Consider the following 21,619-nt stretch of genomic DNA (forward strand, 5'->3'; position numbering starts at 1 on the left):
CGGGAGCGGGGTGGCGTGGGGTCACAGGGCCGGGCGGCGGTCGAGGCGCCAGCGCGGCCGGCCGTTCTCGTGGTGGATGACGACCTTGGCCGGCAGGGGGAGGTCGTGGAAGGGGGACTCGTTCGAGTCCATCTGGTAGCCGGCGGTGTTGGGGTAGACGAGCAGGTCGCCGACCCGGGGGCGGCGGGGGAAGGCGATCTTGCGCCAGGTGAGCAGGTCGGAGTCGAGGCAGCTGGCCCCGCCCACGCACGCCCGGTACTCCGCGGCGTCCTGGCCGGGGTGCGGGGTGAGGAGCAGGGGGTCGGGCAGGTACTCGCTGTTGAACCACTGCTCGGACAGGCTCAGGCTGGTGCCGGCGACGGTGACGATCCCGTACCCGGGGCGGTCCTTGACGCCCTGGACGGCGAACACCGAGGAGCCGGCCCCGGCCAGCAGGGCGCGTCCGGGTTCCAGCAGCAGCTTCACGCCCGCCTCCCGCAGCCGCCCGGCCAGCGAGTCACCCGTGCCGTGGGGGCGGGCGGCGAGGACGGCCCGCAGGGCATCGGCCCCGGCGACGGGCGAGTGGTAGGGGTAGAAGTCGCTCGTGCCGAAGGACTTGCGGGCGTGGTAGTCGTCGGGGCCCTGCTCGGCGAGGAAGGTGCGCCAGGCCTCGGCGGGCACGTAGTCGACGGCGAAGCCGCCGCCGATGCTGATCCGGTCGGCCTGCAGCCCCAGAAGCCGTGCCTTGAGGCAGAGTTCGACGAGCTCTCCGGCGAGGTCGGTGCGGGGCTGCACGTCGTAGCCGGACAGGTGGAAGCTGAAGCCCTCCATCCGGACCCGCTCCTTCGCCGCGGCGCAGCGCAGCAGCGCGGTGTCGAGCTGGTCGTCGGTGAGGCCGAAGCGGCTCCCGGGGTGGGTGGGCGGGAAGCGGCGCAGCAGGATGCGGACGGGTCGGGGGACGTCCAGGTGCAGGATGCGGCTCAGTTCGTCGAGGGAGTCGACGGCTGTCAGTGCGCCTTGGAGGGCCGCGACGCGCAGCAGCGGGTCGGCTTTGGCGGGGCCGGTGACGACGATGTCCTCGCCGCGCACACCGTGGCCGAGGGCTTCGCGCAGCTCGCCGTGGCTGGCGACGTCCACGCCGGCTCCCGCGTGGGCGCAGCGTTCGACGAACGCGGCGGCCTTGTTGGCCTTCTTCGCGAAGTACACGGTGCCCGCCACCCGCGCTTCGTCGAGCGCGGCCCGGAAGGCTGCGAGGTTGGCGTCGAAGCGTTCGGGCAGCACGAAGTGGAACGGTCCGCCGAAGGCGTGGGAGAGGTCGTGCAGGAGGTCTCCGGCCGCGATCCTGTCGTGGAGGGGGTCGGGGTGGGCGGGAAGGGTCAGCGCCACAGCGCGACCTCGGTGCCGAGGTTCTGGTCGGCGGCGAGCTGGGCGAAGCGGTGGCCCAGCGCGATGTCGGTGACGACCAGGCCGCTGTTGTAGGCGAAGATCCGCTGGTCGGGTGCGGTACGGGCCTGGGAGGCGCCGGAGATGGCGGCGGGCAGCTCCAGGTCGACGACGGGCAGGTTGCCGTCGGCGTCGGCCATGTCGGTGCCGGTGACGCGCATCTGGGCCTCGCTGGTGGCGATCACGCGGTCGGCCCGGTGCAGCGTGGACGGTGCGAGGCCGTGGCCGACGAGGATCGCGGTCGCGCCGGGCTTCAGCCAGTCGGCCTCGACGGCGGCGCGGGTGTGAGCGCCGGCGGTGGCGACGATGATGTCCGCGTCGTGCGCGGCGCGCTCGAGGTCGGTGACCAACTCCAGCTCACGGCCGGGGAAGTGGCGCTTCAGCTCCTGGCGGACGGCGGCTGTGCCGTCGGGGTGGGTGCCGGCCAGCAGCAGCCGCTCCAGCTTCGGCAGGGTGGTGAGCAGGAACGGCAGCGCGAGGCGGCCCTGCGTGCCCGTGCCGATCACCAGCGCCGTGGAGGCGTCGGGGGAGGCGCACTCACGGGCCAGCAGGGCGGAGACGGCCGGGGTGCGCAGTGAGCCGATGCGCGAGCAGTCCATCATGGCGACCGGTAGGCCGGTGATGTCGTCGTAGACGGTCAGCGTCGTGTAGTAGTGCTGTTCCTCGCGGCCCTTGTCGAGGCCGTGCTTGTACGAGGTCTTGATGGCGACGACGTTGCGCGCCCCGTCGCGGCCGAGCATGGCGTAGGAGACGGAGTGTCCGTCGGCGGGTTTGACGGTGAGTTTGCGCGGGTTGTCGGACTGGCCCGCGGCCAGGGTGCGGTAGGCCTGTTCGACGGTGTCGACGACGTCGGTCAGGGTGATGTCCAGGCCGGCGAGGTCGCTGGTGGAGAGTACGCGCAGGGTGGTGTCGTCCCGGTCCACGGGGGTGCCCTTTCGGATGGGTGAGGCGGCATCTGGAAGGCGGTAAGTCGGTATGGCAGGAAGGCGGTATGGCGGTAAGGCGGGTCAGGCGGTGAGGGCGGCCTGGCCGTAGCCGTGTTCGTCGTGTTCGGCGACCGGGCGGGTGGGTCGGCCCTCGACGCGCACGGAGGCGCGCTTGAGCCAGCGGTCGGTGCCGTCGTAGCGTGCCCGGAAGGGGACGCGGCCGTGGACGACGATGTCGTTGTCGACGACCAGCACGTCGCCCGGCTCCAGGCTCACCGCCACCGAGACGCGGGCGAGTTCGTCCTCCAGGCGCCGGTAGGCCGCGCGCCAGGTTTCGTCGGCGTCCTCGACCGGCGTGTAGGCGGGGTCGAAGCGCATGGTCAGGCCCTCGGGTGCCGCGAAGAGGGTGGGCACCGGTGCGGGTCGGCCGGCGAACTGCCGGGCCTGCTCGTAGGCGTCGTCGGGCAGGATCGGCACGATCGGACGCTTGAGCTGGTCGACGTCCTCGTCGGCGAGGTCGGTGAGGCGGATGCTGGCCGCGGTGGTGGCGATGTTGTCGTGGTTGCGCATGCAGCACAGCAGGAGCAGGTGGGCGCGGCCGGGGTGGAAGGCGTCCTCGGTGTGCGGGGTGAGCAGGACGGAGCTGGAGGCACCGGTCTGCTCGCTCTCGTGGCCGGGCGAGGGCACGATGTTGTGCACGAACCGGCCTTCCTGCTGGCCGTCCCAGGCGATCGGGGTCCCCATCAGCGTGGAGACGAGCAGCAGGACCACGTCCCACAGCGCGCCCGCGTCCCCGACGGTCGACCAGTGGCCGGGCGTCGGGCCCAGCTCCGCGTCGTCCGGGCGCAGTCCGCGCAGCACGAACAGGCCGTCGGCGGTGTCCACGGGTCGCAGCGCGTGCCGGAGTTCGCGGCTGAGCTGGGCGCACATCACGGGCAGGTCGGCCAGCAGGTGGGGACTGGTCGCAGAGCCGTGGAAGTCCAGCAGCTTGGCGGCGGTGGCGGTCAGTTCCGCGGTGGCGGCGGGGTCGAGGCGGCGTACCGGGGCAGGGCAGGTGGGCACGACGGGGCCTTCCATGGGCAGGGCTGGGGAGGAGGTGGTGCGGGCACGCGGCATCACCGCGCCGGTGCGGGACGGCGGGCGGGAGCAGCGCGTGAGGCGTGGGGTCCGGGTCGGCTCCGACGGCCGGACGACAGGAAACGTAACAACGACTTCGAGGTAAGGCAAGCCTTACCCGGCCAGATGTCTACATTTACGTAGTCTCAGTTCGGGGTGGCGGCGCACCTGCCGCGCAGGGTCAACTCCGCTGCTCGGATTGCCATTTGCGGCAGGGAGGCGCACGCCCGGTGGGTCGGTGCGCTCCGTCGGGCGGCTTGCGACCTGTCTCAAACTTAGGGTAGGTAAGCCTAAGCAAATCGAGCTCAACCCGAATCGAGGAACGAACGTGGGCGTCACCAGACGACAGCTGCTGTGGGCCGGTGCCGGTGTCGGGGCGGCCGGCGCGCTCGCCGCCTGCGGCAGTGGCGCGGGCGGATCCAGGGACGCCGCATCCGCGGGCTCGGCGTCCTCGCAGCCCCGCGCCGGGGGGACGCTGAAGGTCGGCGCTCTCGGCAAGGCCTCCGCGATCACCCGCGACCCGCACGGCACGCAGGCCAACGAGAGCGACTACCTGATCATCAGCCTGCTCTACGACACGCTGGCCGTTCCCGGATCCACCGCCAACACCGTCCCGCGCCTGGCCTCCTGGAAGCCGTCGGAGGACCTGAAGACCTGGCGCTTCACGATCGCCGACGGCGCGACGTTCCACGACGGCACCCCGGTCACCGCCGCCGACGTGGTCTGGTCGCTGCAGCGCCTGCGCAACACCCCGGCGGGCAAGAGCCGGCTGCCCGGCATCCAGCCCGAGGGCATCAGCGCCGAGGACGCGAAGACCGTCGTCCTGGTCTCCGACTACCCCAACGCGGATCTGCCGCTGCTGACCCGTCTGACCACCTTCGTCCTGAAGAAGGACACCAAGGACGACGCGATCGCCGGCGCCCCCGGCACCGGCCCGTTCAAGCTCGACTGGTACCGCGACGGCAACGCCCGGCTGGTGCGCAACGACAACTGGTACGGCGGCAAGGTGCTGCTCGACGCCGTCGAGGTGCGCCTGTTCGAGAGCCCGCAGGCCATGGCCAACGCCCTGCTCGCCGGGCAGATCGACCTCGCCTCCAACGTCGGCGCCGTCGCCGCCCGCACCGCCGAGGCCCGCAAGGACGTCCAGATCCTGCGCCGCCCCAACGACATGGCGATGCCCGTCGTCATGCGCACCGCCGACGGCCCGTTCGCCGACGCACGGGTGCGCGAGGCCCTGAAGCTGGCGGTCGACCGCGACGCCATGGTCAAGCAGGTCCTCTCCGGCTACGGCAGCGTCGCCAACGACATCCTCGGCACCGGAGACCCCGCCTTCGCCAAGGACATACCGCAGCGGGGGCGCGACCTCGCCAAGGCCAGGCAGCTGCTCTCCGACGCCGGGTTCGACACCTCCCGGACCTACGACCTGATCACCACCGAGGACGTCTCCGGCCTCGCCGAGTCCGCGACCCTCTTCGCCACCCAGGTCCGCGAGGCCGGCGTGAAGATCAACGTCGTGAAGCAGGACTCCAAGACCTTCTGGGACGCCACCTGGCTCAAGGCGCCGCTCTACACGACGTACTGGGGCACCAACGACTCGGTCGTCTTCTTCGCCTCCAAGACGATGCTCTCCGACGCCGGCCAGAACGAGTCCGCCTTCAAGGACCCCGCATTCGACGAGGCCTACCGCACGGCCATGGGCACCGCCGACGCCGCCGCGCGCGACAAACTGCTGCACCGGCTCCAGGAGATCGAGTTCGCCCGGTCCGGCTACCTGCTGTGGGGCATGGCCGACGGCATCGACCTCGCCGGAGCCGCCGTGCGCGACCTGCCCAGGCTTCCCGGCTACGGCCGCGTCCAGCTCGAGAAGACCTGGCTGGCGCGTTGACCACGCTTCAGCCGGCCGGCGCCCGCGCGCCGCAGGGCGTCCCGGCCCGCATCCTCCCCGGTGCGGGCCGGGTCGCCCGTCAGGCGGCCCGGCGCCTGGCCCTGCTCGCCGTCCTGCTCGCCGGCGTCTTCGCCGCCGTCGAGCTGCTCCCGGGCGACGCCGCCGGCGCGACCGCCGAGCGCGGGGTCACCGCCGCCGACCTCGCCGCCCGCCGCAGCGCCCTCGGGCTCGACCGCCCGGTGGCCGAACGCTTCTGGGACTGGATGACCGGCCTGCCCACCGGCGACCTCGGCGTCACCGCGCGCGGCCAGCACGTCACCGACATCCTCGCCGGCCCCTTCCCCAACACCCTGCTCCTGGGCACCCTCGCCCTCGCCCTGAGCACCATCGGCGCCCTCGCGCTCGGGAGCCGGGCCGCGCTGCGCCCCGGCGGACGCACCGACCGCGCCATCGACGCCGCCTCCACCGCCGCGTTCGCCCTCCCGGAGTTCGTCGTCTCCGTCGCTCTCCTGCTCCTGCTGTCCCAGTGGACCGGCTGGCTGCCCGCCGTCACCCTCACCGGCCCCGACGGAGCCCCGGAGTCCTGGACCATGCTCGTCCTGCCGGTGCTCTCGCTGGCCATCCCCCAGATCGGCTGGAACACCCGCATCGTGCGCGGCGCGCTCGCCGACCAGGCCGCGCTGCCGCACGTCCAGGCCGCCGTCCTCGACGGCCTCGCGCGCCGACGCATCCTCAGTCACCACATGCTCCCCGGCGCCCTGTCCGCCATCGCCGTCGGCATCGCCACCTCCGCCGGCATGCTGCTGGGCGGCACCGTCGTCGTCGAGACCCTCTTCAACTACCCCGGCATCGGCGCCGTCCTGGCCGGGGCCATCGCCGACCGCGACACCCCGCTCGTCGCCGGAGTCGTGGCCGCGGCAGGCGCCGCCATCAGCCTGCTCCTGCTGCTGGCCGACCTCATCCGCACCACCGCCCTCGGAGAGGAGCGCCGATGACCGCCGATGCCCCGACCGCAGCGGCCCCCGCGCCCGCCACCCGGCGAAGCAGGCGCGTGCTCGTCCGCGCCGTGCCCGCGCTCCTGCTCGTCCTCCTCGCCCTCGCCGGACCGCTCCTCGCCCCGCACCCCATCGACACCCCCGTCACCTTCCCCTACGCCGAAGCCGGCGGCGACGCGCCGCTCGGCGGTGACCAGCTCGGCCGCGACGTCCTCAGCCGCCTGCTGACCGGCGGCGCGCCCCTGATCGCCACCGCCGTGGCCATCGCCCTGGTCGTCACGGCGGCGGCCACCGTCCTCGGCATCCTCGCCGTCCTGCGGCCCCGGCTCGGCCGGTGGATCGAACGCGCCGCCGACCTGACGATCCTCCTGCCCTCCGTCCTCGCCATCATGCTCATCGCCCTGGCCTGGCCCGCCGGGGGACGCCTGGCCGTCGCGGCCGCCGCCACCCTCCTGGGCATTCCCTACGCGGTGCGCATCGTCGCCGCGGCAGCCGCCCCCATCGCCGCCACCGGCTACGTCGAGGCCGCGGCCGTCGGCGGCGAACGTCTGTGGCACCTGACGGTCCGCGAGGTACTGCCCAACCTGCGCTCCACCCTCCTCGCCCTGTTCGGCCTGCGCTTCGTCGAAGGCGTCTACATCGTCTCGGTCGCCGCCTTCCTCCAGCTCGGCCCCCAACCCCCGGAAGCCGACTGGGCGTTGATGATCCGCGAGAACGCCGCCGGGATCACCCTCAACCCCTGGGCGGTCGGCGCGCCGTGCCTGGCCATCGGGCTGCTCGCCATCAGTGTCAACCTCGCCGCCGAAGCCCTCGCCCCCGCCCGGCCGACCCCGGAGACCCCGCTGTGAGCACCGCCGCCCCCGCCGCCCGCGCCACGGGCCTGTCCATCACCCTCGCGGACACGCCCCTGCTCACCGACGCCACCCTCACCCTCACCCCGGGCCGCGTCACCGCCATCACCGGCCCCTCCGGCGCCGGCAAGACCACCCTCCTGCGCGCCCTCGTCGGAGCCCTCCCGCCGGGCGCCCGCGTCACCACCGGCACCCTCGACGTCCTCGGCCACGACATCCTCGCCCTCCCGCCCGAGGACCTGCGCCGCCTCCGCCGCCACCAGCTCGCCTTCGTCGGCCAGGACCCCGGCTCGGACCTCAACCCGCGCATGCGCGTCGACCGCCTCCTGACCGAGACCGCCGCCGACCGCCGCCGGACCTCCGTACCCGACCTGCTGCGCGCGGTCCGCCTGCCGGTCGGCGAGCGCCTCGAACACCGCCGCCCCGCGGGCCTGTCCGGCGGTCAGCAGCGGCGTGTCGCGCTTGCCCGCGCCCTCGCCCGACGGCCCGAGATCCTCCTCCTCGACGAACCCACCGCCGGCCTCGATGCGGCGCTGCGCGACGACATCGCCGACCTGCTGCGCGAGATCGCCGACTCCGACGGCCTCGCCATCGCCCTCACCAGCCACGACCCCGACTTCGTCGCCCGCTGCGCGGACGACGTTCTGGCCCTGGGGCCCGACCGCCCTGCCGCAGTCCCGGCCGGGGCTGCGCCGGCAACGGGCGCGCAGGCCGCGCGCGTTCGTACCCGGGCCGCCGAGATGCCGCCCGTCGTGGAGGTGAAGGCGCTCAGCGCCGGCATCGGTACGGCCCGCACCCGCCACCGCGTCTTCGCCGCCGTCGACCTCGTCCTGATGCCCGGCACGCTGACCGGGATCACCGGCCCGTCCGGATGCGGCAAGACCACGCTGCTCCGCACCCTGGCCGGCCTTCACCGGCCCGAGTCCGGCAGCGTCATCCTCCACGGCGAGCACCTGGCCCCGTCCTACCGGCGCCGCAGCCGCGACCAGCGCCGCCGCATCCAGCTCGTCCCCCAGAACCCGCTCGGCGCCCTCAACCCGGCCCACACCGTCGGTGCCACCCTCACCCGGCCGCTGAAGCTGCACTTCGGCCTTCCCGCCGCCCGGTGCGAGGAGCGCGTCGCCGACCTGCTCACCGCCGTCGGCCTGCCCCCGCACCACGCGACCCGCCACCCCCACGAACTCTCCGGGGGCCAACGCCAGCGCGTCTCCCTCGCCCGCGCCCTGGCCGCCGAACCCGACGTCCTGCTCTGCGACGAGGTCACCTCCGCCCTCGACACCGACACCGCCGCCGCGCTCATGGAACTCCTCGACGACCTGCGCACCAGCCGGGGCCTGGCGGTGGTCCTCGTCAGCCATGACCTCCCCCTCGTCACCGGCCGCGCCGACCACGTCCTGCCTCTCGCGGGCCCCCACCCCGCACCGCTCACGGCGCAGCACCCCGCGGGCATCCGCTGACCCCTACTCGGCGACCCACCGTCGGCGCTGTCCGCCGATGAGCTCCCGCTCGGGGCCCGGCCGCGAGGGTGTGCGGCGCCCCGCGCCGCGGGCAGCCGCCGTGCACACCCGCCGCAGCAGGGAGTTGAGTTCGGTGCGCTGGCCCTTCGTCAACGAGGCGAGCAGGTCGCCCTGTACGGCGGATGCGTCGTCGTGCAGCACGTCCAGCGCGGCTTGTCCGGCCGGGGTGATCGTCAGCACCTCCTGCCGCCCGCCGATCTGGACGACCATGGAGTGCACCAGGCCTGCCGACAGGAGGTCGTCCAGTGCCCGGGCGGAGTCGGTCTCGGGTGCGGCGGCGTGCTCGGCGAGGTCACGGCGCCCGTGCGGCCCCAGCCGGGAGAGGGTGGACAGCAGCGCCTGGTGGGCCGGGCCCAGTCCCCTCGCGTCGAGCCGGTCGGCGAGCAGCCGGTCGACCGCCCGGCCGGCCGTCGACAGGAGGTAGACGGTCTGTTCGAAGGGGCTCGTCGAGCCCGTCCTCCCGTCGTACACACCAGGTCCAATCGTCCGGTGGCCGCCGTGTTCTCGGGTCGGGGCCGTGGTGGCGGCACCGCGCGGGGGTGCCGAGCCCGGAGGCCGGGGTGGACACGGCCTCCGAATCGCCGGCGGGCGGCTGCGCCAAGGCCCGCGCGGGTAAGCCGAGCCTCACGATACCCGGACCCGCACGGTTGGTCTACATCGATGTCGTCAGACCGTGCCGTGAGCCCTCAAGGTCCGGGCCGCGTACTCGACGTACTCGTGCAGCCCGTAGGCCAGGGCCAGGCCGAGCAGGGCCGCGACCGTGACGGCGGCGACCAGGGCGACGGCGGCGTGCGCCCTGCGGCCGGTCGGGCGGGCGGGTTCGGGGCCCAGGAGGGCCTGGACGCGCTGGGGCACGGGGCCGGTGTTCACGGACAGCAGGGGCCCGGCGCCCCGGTGGGCGGCCGGCGATCCGGCCAGGGCCGCCCGGGCGATGGCGGTCGCGGCGGTGCGCCGGTCGGCGACCGCGGCGGCGGCCCGCTCGTCGGCCCAGCGTTCCAGGTGGTAGTCGAGGTCGGCCCGCAGCCGGGCCAGCGCCGGGTGTACGGCGGCGGCGAGGTCGGCGGCGACGGACAGCAGGTGGTGGCGCCCGCGCAGGTGGGCGCGCTCGTGGGCGAGGAGCACCGCGCGCTCCGCCGGGCCCAGCGCGCTCAGCATGCCGGTCGAGACGACGACGCGGCCGGGGCGCCCCCGGTGGCCGGGCAGGGCGAAGGCCTCGGCCTCCTTGCCCGCGACCACGAGCAGGTCGCCGTCGCTCGTGGCATCGGCGGTCAGGCCCCAGGCGCGGGCGAGGAGCACGCGGTGCCCGCGCCACCGCAGCGTCAGCCGTACCGCCTGGACGGCCAGCGCGGCCCCGGCGGCGCAGGACACCGGCACCACGGCCGGCCACCGGGCGACGACGTCGGACAGCGGCAGGTGTTCCAGGCCTGCCAGGAACGGGACGTGGAACAGCCCGACGAGTGCCGCGACGGTGCCGCCCGCCAGCAGGGCGGCCGCGCCCGTGAGCGCGAGCGAGGCCTCGCGCGGGGGGAGCAGCAGAGCCAGGCGGCGGGCGGCGGGCGCCGCGGCCCAGGGGAGCAGCAGGGCCAGGGCGACGACCACCAGGATCAGGCCCATGCGTCGTCCTCGGGCTCGGGCCTGCCGGAGTCCGTCGCGGTCGCGGCCTCGGCAGCGGCATCGGTCTGGGCCTCGGCCTCGGCATCGAGGAGCAGACGGCGCAGGACGTCCTCGTCGTCCTCGGACAGGGAGGAGACGAACCGCTTCAGCACGAGGTCCCGCTGAGGCTCCTTCTCCAACTCCCGGCGCATACGCCCGGCCGCCAGCCCGGCGGCGTCCTCCACCGGGGCGTAGGCGAAGGACCGCGCGGGGCGGCTGCGGACCAGGGTCCCCTTCTCGTGCAGGCGGGTGAGGATCGTCGCCACGGTGGTGCGGGCCAGCCCGTGGTCCAGCGCCGCCTTGACCTGCTGGGCGGTCAGCGGCTCGCCGGCCGCCCACAACACCGCCAGCACGTCCGCGACCAGCTCCCCGTGCGGACGCCTGGCGTCCCGACCGTCCCTCACATCGTTCTCCCTGTCCCGACACTCCCGGCAGACACACCCCCGGCGCCGACAGCGGTCGGCAGTCGAGGCCCACCCGCGCTGGTATGGCGAGGATGGGCTCGGCCTGTGTTGCTTAGGTGTGCCTCAGCTAACTTTACGGGCTCGTGGCCCCGCGCTGCCGGGCGCCCGATCGCGGACCCCGTCCGGTCGCGTGTCGCTCGGCGCGGTGGAAAGCCGGTGGCGCAACGCGCGTGCGGGCCTCTGGACTTACTAGGACGTCCAACTATATGGTCGATGGCAGGTCCGCGGTGTCAGGGAAGCCGGTGTGAGTCCGGCACGGTCCCGCCACTGTGACCGGGGAGTTCGTCCTCGCAGACGAAGGCTACTGGCAGCCAGCCGGGAAGGCCTGGGGGCGTGCGGTGATCCGGGAGTCAGGATACCGGCCGCGGGTGTTCCGTGTTTTCCACGAGGATGGAGACGACACGCATGACCCCGGGCTGCTCCCGCTCCACTGCCGCTCCTGGTTGTCCCGTGCCCACGGCCGCCGGGGCGTCCACGCCCTGACGTTCCGTTCCGCCGCCGCACGCCCGTGCCGCGGGGCGCACCACCGTGTGCCCGCGGACCCGCGGCGGCCTCCGATCCTCCTCCTCTCCCCACCCCTGTCGAGAGAAGGAACCCGATGGTCCGAGAACTGACCCACTTCGTCGCCGGCAAGCCCACCGCCGGCACCTCCGGTCGCTTCGGCGACGTGTACGACCCCAACACCGGCCGGGTGCAGGCCCGGGTGCCGCTGGCGAGCCGGGCCGAGGTCGAGGCGGTGATCGCCGACGCCGCGCAGGCCCAGCCCGCGTGGGCGGCCTGGAACCCGCAGCGGCGGGCCCGCGTCCTGCTGCGCTTCCTCCAGCTCGTCGAGCAGGAGAAGGAGGAACTGGCCCGGCTGCTGTCCGCCGAGCACGGCAAGACCGTGGCCGACGCCCACGGGGACATCCAGCGCGGCCTGGAGGTCGTCGAGTTCGCCGCCGGCATCCCGCACCTGCTGAAGGGCGAGTTCAGCGACAACGCGGGCACCGGCATCGACGTGTACTCGATGCGCCAGCCGCTCGGCGTGGTCGCGGGCGTCACGCCGTTCAACTTCCCGGCGATGATCCCGCTCTGGAAGGCCGCACCCGCCCTCGCCTGCGGCAACGCCTTCGTCCTCAAGCCCTCGGAGCGCGACCCCTCGGTGCCGCTGCGCCTGGCCGAGCTGTTCCTGGAGGCCGGGCTGCCGCCGGGCGTGCTGAACGTGGTCAACGGCGGCAAGGAGGCCGTGGACACCCTGCTGGAGGACCCGCGGGTGCAGGCGGTCGGGTTCGTCGGCTCCACGCCGATCGCCCAGTACGTCTACGCCACCGCCGCCGCGCACGGGAAGCGGGCGCAGTGCTTCGGCGGCGCCAAGAACCACCTGATCGTGATGCCGGACGCCGACCTCGACCAGGCCGCGGACGCCCTGATCGGCGCCGGCTACGGCTCGGCCGGCGAGCGCTGCATGGCGATCTCGGTGGCCGTCCCGGTGGGGGAGGAGACCGCCGACGCCCTGGTGGCCAAACTGGTCGAGCGGATCGCCGCGCTGAAGGTCGGACGCTCGGACGACCCGGCGGCGGACTTCGGCCCGCTGGTCGGCGCCGACGCGCTGGAGCGGGTCCGCGGCTACCTGGACCTCGGGGTCGAGGAGGGCGCCGAACTCGTGGTCGACGGGCGGGACTTCCGGCTGGAGGGGCACGAGGGCGGCTACTTCCTCGGCGCCTCGCTGTTCGACCGGGTGACTCCCGACATGCGGATCTACCGGGAGGAGATCTTCGGCCCCGTCCTGACCGTGCTCCGCGCCGCCGACTACGAGGAGGCGCTGCGCCTGCCCAGCGAGCACGAGTTCGGCAACGGCGTGGCCATCTACACCCGGGACGGCGACACGGCACGGGACTTCGCGCGCCGGGTGAACACCGGCATGGTCGGCGTCAACGTGCCGATCCCCGTGCCGGTCGCGTACCACACCTTCGGCGGCTGGAAGCGCTCCGGGTTCGGCGACCTCAACCAGCACGGGCCGGACTCGATCCGCTTCTACACCCGCACCCGCACCGTCACCTCGCGCTGGCCCTCCGGGGTCAAGGAGGGCGCGAGCTTCACCATCCCGACGATGGGCTGAGGGCGTCGTGCACGACCTCACAGAGGACCAGCTCGCCATCGCGGCGACCACCCGGGCCTTCGCCCGCGAACACCTGGCGCCAAACGCGGTCGCGTGGGACCAGGCCAAGCACTTCCCGGTGGACGTGCTGCGCAAGGCGGCGGACGTCGGCCTGGCCGGCGTCTACGTCCGCGAGGAGTCCGGCGGCTCCGGACTCACCCGCGCCGACGGCGTGCTCGTGTTCGAGGCGCTGGCCACCGGCTGCCCGTCCATCGCCGCCTACCTGTCCATCCACAACATGGTCGCCTGGATGATCGACCGCTACGGCGACGACGCCCAGCGCACCCGGTGGCTGCCGGGTCTCAGCGCCATGGCGACCCCCGCCAGCTACTGCCTCACCGAGCCCGGCGCGGGCTCGGACGCGGCGGCACTGACCACCCGGGCCCGCCAGGACGGGGACCACTGGGTCCTCGACGGCGTCAAGCAGTTCATCTCAGGTGCCGGCGTCTCCCGGATCTACCTGGTGATGGCCCGCACCGGCGGGCCGGGGGCCGGCGGGGTGTCCGCGTTCGTCGTCGAACGCGAGGACGCCGGCGTCTCGTTCGGGCCCGACGAGAAGAAGATGGGGTGGAACGCCCAGCCCACCCGCCAGGTGCTCCTGGACGGCGTCCGGCTCCCGGCCGACCGCCTCCTCGGAGCCGAGGGCGAGGGCTTCCGGATCGCCATGAACGGGCTGAACGGCGGCCGGCTCGGCATCGCCGCCTGCTCCCTCGGCGGAGCGCAGGACGCCCTGGAGCGGGCCACCGGCTACCTGGCGGACCGCGAGGCGTTCGGCGCCCGGCTCCTGCACGCCCAGGCGCTGCAGTTCCGGCTCGCCGACATGGCCACGGAGCTGGAGGCGGCCAGGTCGCTGCTCTGGCGGGCCGCCTCGGCCCTTGACCGGGGGGACCCGAGGGCCCCGGAGCTGTGCGCGATGGCCAAGCGGCACGCCACCGACACCGGCTTCGAGGTCGCCAACCAGGCGCTCCAACTGCACGGCGGCTACGGCTACCTGGCCGAGTACGGCATCGAGAAGATCGTCCGCGACCTACGGGTGCACCAGATCCTGGAAGGAACCAACGAGATCATGCGCGTCATCGTCGCCCGCGGCCTGATCGGGGCCGCGTGATGGCCGGGACCGACCTCGACGAGGTCCTGGTCCACCGCGAGGGCCGGGCGGGCCTGATCGTCCTCAACCGCCCCGCGGCCCTGAACGCCCTCACCCACGGCATGGTGCGCAGGGTCTCCGAAGCGCTGGACGCGTGGGAGGAGGACGAGCGGGTCGCGACCGTGGTCATCACCGGCGCCGGTGAGCGGGCCTTCTGCGCCGGCGGCGACATCGTCGCCATCCACCGCGCCGCCACCGGCGCGGACCCGGGCGCCGTCGAGGAGTTCTGGCGCGACGAGTACCGCCTCAACGCCCGCATCGCCCGCTACCCCAAGCCCTACGTCGCGCTCATGAGCGGCATCGTGATGGGCGGCGGGGTCGGGGTCTCCGCCCACGGCAGCGTCCGGATCGTCACCGAGACCACGCGCGTCGCCATGCCCGAGGCCGGCATCGGCTTCGTCCCCGACGTCGGCGGCACCTACCTGCTCGCCCTCGCACCCGGCGAGTTGGGCACCCACCTGGCCCTGACCGCAGGTTCCGTCGAGGCCGGTGACGCGCTGCTGTGCGGCCTCGCCGACCACTTCGCCCCGGCCGAGCGGCTGCCCGCGCTGCTGGACGACCTGGCCGAACTCCCCGTGCACGACGCCCTCGAACGCAACGTCGGGCCCGCACCGGCCGGCGTGCTGGACGGCCGGCGGGCCTGGATCGACCACTGCTACGGGGCCGACACCGTGGAGGAGATCCTCGACCGCCTGCGGGACAGCGGCGAACCGGAGGCCAAGAAGGCCGCGGACCGGATCGCCGCCAACTCGCCCGCCGCCGTGAAGGCCACCCTGGCGGCGCTGCGCCGGGCCCGCACCCTCGGTCCGCTGGAGGCGGTGCTCGACCAGGAGTACCGGACCTCCTGCGCGGCGCTCTCCACACCGGACCTGGCCGAGGGGATCCGCGCCCAGGTCATCGACAAGGACCGTTCCCCGCGGTGGAACCCGTCGACGCTGAGCGCCGTCGGGCCCGCCGCGGTGGCCCGCTACTTCGCCCCGCTCGGCGACCGGGAACTTGGCCTGGCCCCCACCACACCCCTGGAGCGCTGGTGACCCACCGCAACGGATTCAACGGAGTCAACGGAGTCATCGGATTCATCGGACTCGGCAACATGGGCGGCCCGATGGCCGCCAACCTCGCCACGGCCGGACACACCGTGACCGGCTACGACCTGGCGCCGGAGGCGCTGCGGCGGGCGGAGCAGGGCGGCGTCCGTCCGGCGCCGTCCGCGACCGAGGCGGTGCGGGAGGCCGACGTCGTCATCAGCATGCTGCCGGCCGGCCGGCACGTACTGGCCGCCTACGCCGACCTGCTGCCCGCCGCCCGCCCGGGAACGCTCTTCGTCGACTGCTCCACGATCGACGTCGCGGACGCCCGGGCGGCGCACGCCCTGGCCGTGGACGCCGGGCACCGGGCGGTGGACGCGCCGGTCTCCGGCGGGGTGGTCGGTGCCACGGCCGCGAGCCTCACCTTCATGGTCGGAGCCGCCGCGCCGGACTTCGAGGCGGCCCGACCCGTACTGGAGGCGATGGGCCGCAAGGTCGTGCACTGCGGATCCCCCGGCGCGGGGCAGGCCGCGAAGATCTGCAACAACATGATCCTGGGCATCTCGATGATCGCGGTCAGCGAGGCCTTCGTGCTCGGGGAGAGCCTCGGGCTCAGCCACCAGGCCCTCTACGACGTCGCCTCGACCGCCTCCGGCCAGTGCTGGGCGCTCACCACCAACTGCCCCGTCCCCGGGCCGGTGCCGGCCAGCCCGGCCAACCGCGACTACGCGGCCGGGTTCGCCGCCGCCCTGATGGCCAAGGACCTCGGACTCGCCGCCGGGGCCGCCGACGCCGCCGGCCTGTCCACGGACCTCGGACGCAGGGCGGCACAGCTGTACGCGGACTTCGCGCAGGCCGACGGCGGCGCCGGCCTGGACTTCTCGGCGATCATCACCACCCTGCGGGAGGACGGCAAGTGACCGGCTACGAGACGATCCTGGTCGAGCGCAAGGGCCGGGTGGGGCTGATCACGCTCGACCGGCCCAAGGCGCTCAACGCGCTCAACACCCGGCTGATGAACGAAGTCGTGTCGGCCGCAACGGAGTTCGACCGTGACCCGGAGATCGGCTGTCTGGTGGTCACCGGCTCGGAGAAGGCCTTCGCGGCCGGCGCCGACATCAAGGAGATGCAGACGCTCGACTTCGTCGACGCCTACCTCGGCGACTGGTTCGCCGCCTGGGACCGCTTCGCCGCGCTGCGCAAGCCCGTGGTGGCGGCGGTGGCGGGCTACGCGCTGGGCGGCGGCTGCGAGCTGGCGATGCTGTGCGACGTCCTCCTGGCGGCGGACACCGCGAAGTTCGGGCAGCCGGAGATCAAGCTCGGCGTGATCCCCGGCATCGGCGGCTCGCAGCGGCTGACCCGGGCCGTCGGCAAGGCCAAGGCGATGGAACTGTGCCTGACCGGCCGGATGATGGGCGCCGAGGAGGCCGAGCGGGCCGGCCTGGTCTCCCGGATCGTCCCGGCCGATCAACTGCTTTCCGAGGCGCTGACGGTGGCCGAGACGATCGCGGCGATGTCCACCCCGGCGGCGGTCATGCTCAAGGAGAGCGTCAACCGCTCGTACGAGACCACGCTCGCCGAGGGCGTCCGCTTCGAACGGCGGCTGTTCCACGCCACCTTCGCGACGGCGGACCAGAAGGAGGGCATGGCGGCCTTCGCCGAGAAGCGCCCGCCGGAGTTCCTCAACCGCTGACATCCCGTCCGGTGCGCCGCCCCTCGTCCGGGGCGGCGCACGCCGGTCAGCTCTCGGAGCGCCGCAGCAGGTAGGTGTCCATGATCCAGCCCTTGCTCTCGCGGGCCGACTCGCGCAGCTCGCGGATCCGCGGGGCGGCCTCGGCAAGCGGGCCGGCGACGAGGATCTCGTCGGGGGTGCCGAGGTAGGCGCCGTAGTGGATCTCCAGCCCCTCCGGGTCGATCTCGGCGAAGGCGGCCCGGCCGTCGAGCATCACCACGACGTCGTCCACGCCCTCGGGGAAGCCCTCGGCCAGACGGCGGCCGGTGGTGATCTGCACCGGGCGGCCCACCCGGGTCAGCGTGGTGCGGTGGCGGGCGGCGAGTGCGGAGACGCTGCTGATGCCCGGGACCACCTCGTAGTCGAACGCGACGGCGCCGCGGACCCGTACGTCCTCCACCACGGCGATGACGCTGTCGTAGAGGCTCGGATCCCCCCAGACCAGGAACGCGCCCGTCTCGCCCTCAGCGAGGTGCTCGACCGCCAACCGCTCGACCAGATCGGCACGGCGGACGCGCCAGTCGTCCACGGCGGCCGCGTACGCCGGGGTGGTGCGGTCCCGCTCCGCGTCCGGCACCTCCACCACGCGGTGCCCGGGCCGCCCGTGCTCGGTCAGCATCCGGCGCCGCAACCGGATCAGGTCCTGCCGTTCCTCGCTCTTGTCGAGGATGAAGAAGACGTCCGTGCGGGCGAGTGCCTTGACCGCCTGCAGGGTGAGGTGGTCGGGGTCGCCCGCGCCGATGCCGATGACGAGAATGCTCCGCATGTTCCGCATGGGAGGAATTCTGCCGTCCAGGACACCCTGATCACGCCGGCAGCCGGGAGGAGCGCGTCGCGAAGCCGGGTGCGGACCACCGTGAGATGACGCACGAACCCTTGACCGGATCTTTTCCGTATCGCCATGATGGGCCGTCATGTTGTGACTCCGCCACTGGGGGAAGTCCGGTCCGAATCCGGCGCTGACCCGCAACGGTAGGCCGCCGATTCACGTCGGCGGCGAGCCCGAGTACCCGGCGGCGGAGGTGTGTCGTCCCCTCCTCCCGTCGTGGTCTGCGGGCCGGAGCTCCGAGGGCTGCCCGGCTTGTCGCCGCCGTCCTCCGGGCCCCTGCGTGCGGGCCCGGAAAGGCCCACCGTGTCCTCGTTCCGACGCCCCCTGCGCCTCTTCGCGATACCCGCGCTCGCCCTCGCCACCGTCCTCCCGGCGGCCGCCGCCGCCCAGGCCGCGCCCGCTGCCGCGACCTCGTCCCCGACGCTCCGCCCCGACGCCGCCGCGGGCGGCTGGCTCGCCCGCCAGCTCGTCGACGGCGACCACTTCGAGTCCGTCTTCAACGGGACCGCCTACCCCGACCAGGGCCTGACCATCGACGCCGTGCTGGCCTTCGCCGCCTCGCACAGCTCCGACCAGGCCGCCGCGAAGGCCACCGCCTGGCTCGCCAAGCCCGAGATCATCACCGGCTACCTCGGCGACGGCACCACCGAGGCCTACGCGGGCGCGACCGCCAAGCTGCTGCTCGCCGTCGAGGTACGCGGCGGGAACCCGACGGCCTTCGGCGGCGTCGACCTGCCCGCCCGGCTGCGCTCGCTCCAGACGACCGACGGCCGGTTCTCCGACCGCTCGCAGTGGGGCGACTACAGCAACGCCTTCGGCCAGTCCCTGGCCGTGATCGCCCTGCACCGCACGGCCGGTGGCGCCCCGGCGGCGGCTGTCGACTTCCTCGCCAACAACCAGTGCGCGGACGGCGGTTACCCGCTGTCCTTCGGCCAGGCCACCTGCACCAGCGACCCGGACGCCACCGCGCTCGCCGCCCAGGCCCTCGCCGCGACCGGCCGCACCGCCAAGGCGAACGCCGGGCTCGGCTGGTTGACCGCCCACCAGAACGCCGACGGCGGCTTCTCGGCCGCCGGGGCCGCCGCGTCCAACGCCAACACCACCGGCCTCGCCACGCAGGCGCTGCTGGCCGGCGGGCGCTTCGGGGCCGGTCTCAAGGGCTGGAGCGGTCTCGTCAAGCTCCAGCAGGGCTGCTCCGCCGATCCGGCGGTGCGCGGGGCCGTCGCCTACGACGCGAACGGCTTCAACGCGGCCACCGGTGCCCGGGCCACGGCGCAGGCCGTCCTCGGCCTGGCCGGCACCCCGCTGGCCGCCCTCTCCGCCGCCGGTGCCCGCCCGGACGCGCCCGTGCCGGCCTGCCCGGCGACCACCCGCTGACCACCCGCTGACCACTCGCTGACCACTCGCCGACCCCGAAAGGAGAGCTCCGATGACCGACACCCTGGCGCCCGCGCGCCCGGCCCGCCGTACCCTCGGCTCGATCGCCGCCGCCGCCGCTCTGACCGCAGGCCTGCTCGGCGTCTCCGCCGTCCAGGCCCCGCAGGCGCGGGCCGCCGCCTGTGACGGCACCACCGGCGTCACCGTCGTGGTCGACTTCACCGCCGTCGGCGGCGGCATCCAGACCGGCTGCGCACCCGGCGACCCCGCCAGCGGCCTGGCCGCGCTGACCGGCGCCGGGTTCGCGTACACCTTCCACCCGCGCTACCCGGGCTTCGTCTGCACCATCAACGCCCTGCCGACGACCTGCACCAACCCCACCGGCAGCGCCTACTGGTCGTACTGGCACGCCCAGCACGGCGGCCCCTGGTCCTACAGCAACCTGGGCGCGGGCAGCTACAACCCGGCACCCGGCGACGTCGAGGGCTGGTCCTTCGGCGCCGGCGCCCAGCCGGGCGTCACCGCGCCCTGACCCCCGGGGGCGCCCCGGTGCCCCGGCCCCTCCGGAAGGGGGGCCGGGGCACCGCGTACCCGTGGCTCAGCTGCCGTGAGAAGCCCTCCGGCGGCGGACGAAGCGCTCGACCAGCAGTACGGTGGCGACGGCCGCCGCGGTGAACAGCAGCGTGTTGGCCACGATGCCGCCCGTGGTCAGCCAGCCGGGCTCCTCGCCGTTAGGCAGCGTGGTGTCGGTGAACAGCCCGCCGATGCCGGTCAGCACCCCTCGTGCGAGGTAGACGGCGGCCAGCGCAGCAAGGCCGACGGGAAGGGTGAGGACGATCGACGCGAGGTAGTAACGCCCGTTCTCCGTCAGCCCGCCCAGGACGGCCAGCCCGCCGACCAAGGCCACATAGCCGCCCGCCACCCATCTGGAAACACCCGTCGGCATCCGTTCCCCCTGTCCTGTCGGTCCGGCGGCGGATCCGTCGGGCCATCATGGTTCTGCCCCGCCGGAGGGGAGGCGATCCGTGGTCGGCTCCCCTCCGGCGCAGCGCGGTCAGCTGCCGTAGCGCAGCGAGACGGTGTCGCCGAGGTGGACGGTGGTGGCCCGGGTGGCGCCGGTCGCGGCGCCGCCGTCCAGGCCGACCTGCCAGGTGGACGAGCCGCTGTTGGCCGTGCCGTTGAGCGCGGTGACGGTGCCGCCGCCGGTGGACGGCGTGACGGAGGTGACGCAGCCGCCCGGGGTGGCGCTGCCTGCCGCGTCGAGGACGTCGCCGAGGGTTGCGGTGGTGCCGGTCGGGGTGAGGGTGACGGCGCAGACCTTGAGCGCGCCGGTGCCGTCGTCGACGACCAGGGCGAGCCTGGCGGCGGTGCCGGCGGTGAAGCCGGTGGTGGCGGCCCAGGCGGGCTCGCCGGCGGTGGTCGGGGTCGGCGGGGTGGCGGTGAAGCCGGCGCCGGCCACGGCGCGCAGGCCGTCGACGGAGGCGTAGGGGGAGGGGTTGGTGTCGGTGGGCAGGTACTTGAAGCCGCCGCCGGGCTTGAACTGCTGGGCGATCAGGAAGTCGACGGGGCTCTTGCCGGTGCCGCTGGTGAAGTCGGCGCCCTGGGGGTTGATGCCGCAGGCGTTGAGGCCGGAGACGGCCCAGCCGTTGGAGTCGGTGTTGACGCCGAACATGGCGTTGAAGGCGCCGGAGGCGGTGAGCTTGCCCTTGAGGAAGTTCTTGGCGGCGACGATCGCCGGGTCGGTGGCGGCGACGCCCCCGGTGCAGAGCGAGGCCATGGCGGCGCCGGTCATGTCGATGTCGCTGCCCTGGGCGAGGGCGTTCGGGTCGCCCGCGGCCTTGCTGAAGTTCCAGCCGCCGTCGTTGTGCTGGTTGGCGCGCACCGCGGTGACGGAGGCGTCGAGCAGCGGTTGCGGGACGCGAGGGCTGCCGGCCTGGGTTCTGGCGCCCGCGAGGGCGAGGAGGCCGAAGACGGTGCCGTTGAAGTTGGCGGACGGGCCGTAGTAGCCGGGTTCGGCGGTCTGCCAGTAGGCGGCGAGGTCGGCGACGAGGTTGCGGCCCGGGCCGACCCGGGCGGGGTCGATGCCGGCGGCGTAGGCGTTGAGGATGCCGCGCTCGTAGTCCGTGACGACCGGCGAGGCGCTCGGCCAGCCGGGGGCGGCGAGCTGGCCGCGGTAGACCAGGCGGGCGTTCTTGGTGGGGTCGCCGCCGGGGGTGACGTCCGCGGCGGCCGTGCCGGCGGCCGCGAGTGCGCTGAACGCCCACTCGTTGGAGAGCCCGCCGCCGGTGACGTAGCTGCCGTCGGCGGCCTGGAGCGACTTCAGGTAGGTGACGCCGGTGCTCTTCGAGGTGGCTATCTGGGTCGGGCTGGCCGTCGCGTGGGCGGGGACGGCGGAGAGCAGGAGCGCGCCGGCCGTCAGGGCGACGGTGACGGCGGAGGCGGCGGAGGCGGCGCGGGAAGGTTTGGTCCGCGCGGGGGCGAGGAGGGACATGGGACGGGCTCCTTGGGGTGGCGGGCGCCGACCCTGCCCCGGAGTTCCG

Annotated in this window: 20 protein-coding genes and 1 riboswitch; of the genes, 11 read left to right on the forward strand and 9 right to left on the reverse strand. The window is 74.1% G+C overall.

The window, feature by feature from the left end; all coding sequences use genetic code 11:
• Window positions 1-21: 21 nt before the first annotated feature.
• From ABT015_RS02125 to ABT015_RS02135, 3 genes are all read right to left on the reverse strand, one after another.
• Window positions 22-1,365 (reverse strand): type III PLP-dependent enzyme domain-containing protein, encoded by a 1,344-nt coding sequence (locus ABT015_RS02125; protein ID WP_350875790.1) that lies wholly within the window; start codon window positions 1,363-1,365, stop codon window positions 22-24.
• Window positions 1,356-2,345, reverse strand: coding sequence for an ornithine cyclodeaminase family protein (locus ABT015_RS02130; RefSeq protein WP_350875792.1), 990 nt, complete (start codon window positions 2,343-2,345; stop codon window positions 1,356-1,358). Before ABT015_RS02130 ends, ABT015_RS02125 begins: the two co-directional genes overlap by 10 nt.
• An 84-nt stretch (window positions 2,346-2,429) precedes the next feature.
• Window positions 2,430-3,410 (reverse strand): TauD/TfdA family dioxygenase, encoded by a 981-nt coding sequence (locus ABT015_RS02135; protein ID WP_350875794.1) that lies wholly within the window; start codon window positions 3,408-3,410, stop codon window positions 2,430-2,432.
• 382 nt (window positions 3,411-3,792) lie between these two features.
• On the opposite strand from ABT015_RS02135, the gene ABT015_RS02140 reads away from it, so the two are divergent.
• Genes ABT015_RS02140 through ABT015_RS02155 form a run of 4 tightly spaced genes read left to right on the forward strand, consistent with a single transcriptional unit; the run spans window position 3,793 to window position 8,652 of the window.
• Window positions 3,793-5,349 carry an ABC transporter substrate-binding protein gene (locus ABT015_RS02140; protein WP_350875796.1) on the forward strand — a complete coding sequence of 519 codons (1,557 nt, stop codon included), beginning with the start codon at window positions 3,793-3,795 and terminating at the stop codon, window positions 5,347-5,349.
• Window positions 5,346-6,344: an ABC transporter permease gene (locus tag ABT015_RS02145; protein ID WP_502897254.1), complete on the forward strand. Its 999-nt coding sequence runs from the start codon at window positions 5,346-5,348 to the stop codon at window positions 6,342-6,344. The genes ABT015_RS02140 and ABT015_RS02145 overlap by 4 nt, the downstream gene beginning before the upstream one ends.
• Window positions 6,341-7,192, forward strand: coding sequence for an ABC transporter permease (locus ABT015_RS02150; protein WP_350875798.1), 852 nt, complete (start codon window positions 6,341-6,343; stop codon window positions 7,190-7,192). The genes ABT015_RS02145 and ABT015_RS02150 overlap by 4 nt, the downstream gene beginning before the upstream one ends.
• A complete protein-coding gene (locus ABT015_RS02155) occupies window positions 7,189-8,652 on the forward strand; it encodes an ABC transporter ATP-binding protein (RefSeq protein ID WP_350875800.1) in 1,464 nt (487 codons plus the stop codon). The genes ABT015_RS02150 and ABT015_RS02155 overlap by 4 nt, the downstream gene beginning before the upstream one ends.
• Window positions 8,653-8,655: 3 nt before the next feature.
• Here ABT015_RS02155 and ABT015_RS02160 read toward each other — a convergent pair whose 3' ends face one another.
• The 3 genes from ABT015_RS02160 to ABT015_RS02170 all read right to left on the reverse strand — a co-directional run bounded on the left by ABT015_RS02160 (window position 8,656) and on the right by ABT015_RS02170 (window position 10,769).
• Complete coding sequence (locus tag ABT015_RS02160; RefSeq protein WP_350875802.1) at window positions 8,656-9,183, reverse strand: MarR family winged helix-turn-helix transcriptional regulator; 528 nt, start codon at window positions 9,181-9,183, stop codon at window positions 8,656-8,658.
• A 195-nt stretch (window positions 9,184-9,378) separates the two neighbouring features.
• Complete coding sequence (locus ABT015_RS02165) at window positions 9,379-10,326, reverse strand: M48 family metalloprotease (RefSeq protein WP_350875804.1); 948 nt, start codon at window positions 10,324-10,326, stop codon at window positions 9,379-9,381.
• Window positions 10,317-10,769 carry a BlaI/MecI/CopY family transcriptional regulator gene (locus ABT015_RS02170; RefSeq protein ID WP_350875806.1) on the reverse strand — a complete coding sequence of 151 codons (453 nt, stop codon included), beginning with the start codon at window positions 10,767-10,769 and terminating at the stop codon, window positions 10,317-10,319. Before ABT015_RS02170 ends, ABT015_RS02165 begins: the two co-directional genes overlap by 10 nt.
• Before the next feature lie 268 nt (window positions 10,770-11,037).
• Window positions 11,038-11,210, forward strand: a riboswitch (cobalamin riboswitch).
• 217 nt (window positions 11,211-11,427) lie between these two features.
• On the opposite strand from ABT015_RS02170, the gene ABT015_RS02175 reads away from it, so the two are divergent.
• Genes ABT015_RS02175 through ABT015_RS02195 form a run of 5 tightly spaced genes read left to right on the forward strand, consistent with a single transcriptional unit; the run spans window position 11,428 to window position 16,834 of the window.
• Window positions 11,428-12,927, forward strand: coding sequence for a CoA-acylating methylmalonate-semialdehyde dehydrogenase (locus ABT015_RS02175; protein WP_350875808.1), 1,500 nt, complete (start codon window positions 11,428-11,430; stop codon window positions 12,925-12,927).
• 7 nt (window positions 12,928-12,934) lie between these two features.
• Window positions 12,935-14,074 (forward strand): acyl-CoA dehydrogenase family protein, encoded by a 1,140-nt coding sequence (locus tag ABT015_RS02180; RefSeq protein ID WP_350875810.1) that lies wholly within the window; start codon window positions 12,935-12,937, stop codon window positions 14,072-14,074.
• Complete coding sequence (locus tag ABT015_RS02185; RefSeq protein WP_350875812.1) at window positions 14,074-15,147, forward strand: enoyl-CoA hydratase/isomerase family protein; 1,074 nt, start codon at window positions 14,074-14,076, stop codon at window positions 15,145-15,147. The genes ABT015_RS02180 and ABT015_RS02185 overlap by 1 nt, the downstream gene beginning before the upstream one ends.
• Window positions 15,144-16,061 (forward strand): 3-hydroxyisobutyrate dehydrogenase, encoded by a 918-nt coding sequence (gene mmsB / locus ABT015_RS02190; RefSeq protein ID WP_350875814.1) that lies wholly within the window; start codon window positions 15,144-15,146, stop codon window positions 16,059-16,061. The genes ABT015_RS02185 and mmsB overlap by 4 nt, the downstream gene beginning before the upstream one ends.
• Window positions 16,058-16,834, forward strand: a complete 777-nt coding sequence (locus tag ABT015_RS02195) for an enoyl-CoA hydratase (protein ID WP_350875816.1) — start codon at window positions 16,058-16,060, stop codon at window positions 16,832-16,834. The genes mmsB and ABT015_RS02195 overlap by 4 nt, the downstream gene beginning before the upstream one ends.
• A gap of 46 nt (window positions 16,835-16,880) precedes the next feature.
• Here the strand turns inward: ABT015_RS02195 and cobF are convergent, their stop codons facing one another.
• Entirely contained in the window at window positions 16,881-17,639 is a 759-nt protein-coding gene (gene cobF, locus ABT015_RS02200) for a precorrin-6A synthase (deacetylating) (protein WP_350875818.1), read from the reverse strand.
• Window positions 17,640-18,005: 366 nt separating this feature from the next.
• Between cobF and ABT015_RS02205 the strand changes: the two genes are divergently transcribed.
• Entirely contained in the window at window positions 18,006-19,079 is a 1,074-nt protein-coding gene (locus ABT015_RS02205; protein WP_350875820.1) for a prenyltransferase/squalene oxidase repeat-containing protein, read from the forward strand.
• Between the two features lie 52 nt (window positions 19,080-19,131).
• Window positions 19,132-19,611: an SCO2322-related protein gene (locus ABT015_RS02210; RefSeq protein WP_350875822.1), complete on the forward strand. Its 480-nt coding sequence runs from the start codon at window positions 19,132-19,134 to the stop codon at window positions 19,609-19,611.
• Window positions 19,612-19,677: 66 nt separating this feature from the next.
• Here ABT015_RS02210 and ABT015_RS02215 read toward each other — a convergent pair whose 3' ends face one another.
• Both ABT015_RS02215 and ABT015_RS02220 read right to left on the reverse strand, forming a co-directional pair.
• Window positions 19,678-20,025, reverse strand: coding sequence for a hypothetical protein (locus tag ABT015_RS02215; protein ID WP_350875824.1), 348 nt, complete (start codon window positions 20,023-20,025; stop codon window positions 19,678-19,680).
• A gap of 108 nt (window positions 20,026-20,133) precedes the next feature.
• Complete coding sequence (locus ABT015_RS02220; protein WP_350875826.1) at window positions 20,134-21,570, reverse strand: prenyltransferase/squalene oxidase repeat-containing protein; 1,437 nt, start codon at window positions 21,568-21,570, stop codon at window positions 20,134-20,136.
• Window positions 21,571-21,619 lie beyond the last annotated feature (49 nt).

The sequence above is a fragment of the Kitasatospora sp. NPDC094016 genome (assembly GCF_040304045.1).
GTDB lineage: Bacteria > Actinomycetota > Actinomycetes > Streptomycetales > Streptomycetaceae > Kitasatospora.

Excerpts from the sequence above, each read along its gene's own strand:
- ABT015_RS02165 (WP_350875804.1), bottom strand. The coding sequence starts at position 10,326 with ATGGGCCTGATCCTGGTGGTCGTCGCCCTGGCCCTGCTGCTCCCCTGG.
- ABT015_RS02150 (WP_350875798.1), top strand. The coding sequence starts at position 6,341 with ATGACCGCCGATGCCCCGACCGCAGCGGCCCCCGCGCCCGCCACCCGG.
- cobF (WP_350875818.1), bottom strand. The coding sequence starts at position 17,639 with ATGCGGAGCATTCTCGTCATCGGCATCGGCGCGGGCGACCCCGACCAC.
- ABT015_RS02210 (WP_350875822.1), top strand. The coding sequence starts at position 19,132 with ATGACCGACACCCTGGCGCCCGCGCGCCCGGCCCGCCGTACCCTCGGC.
- ABT015_RS02185 (WP_350875812.1), top strand. The coding sequence starts at position 14,074 with ATGGCCGGGACCGACCTCGACGAGGTCCTGGTCCACCGCGAGGGCCGG.
- ABT015_RS02215 (WP_350875824.1), bottom strand. The coding sequence starts at position 20,025 with ATGCCGACGGGTGTTTCCAGATGGGTGGCGGGCGGCTATGTGGCCTTG.
- ABT015_RS02175 (WP_350875808.1), top strand. The coding sequence starts at position 11,428 with ATGGTCCGAGAACTGACCCACTTCGTCGCCGGCAAGCCCACCGCCGGC.
- ABT015_RS02220 (WP_350875826.1), bottom strand. The coding sequence starts at position 21,570 with ATGTCCCTCCTCGCCCCCGCGCGGACCAAACCTTCCCGCGCCGCCTCC.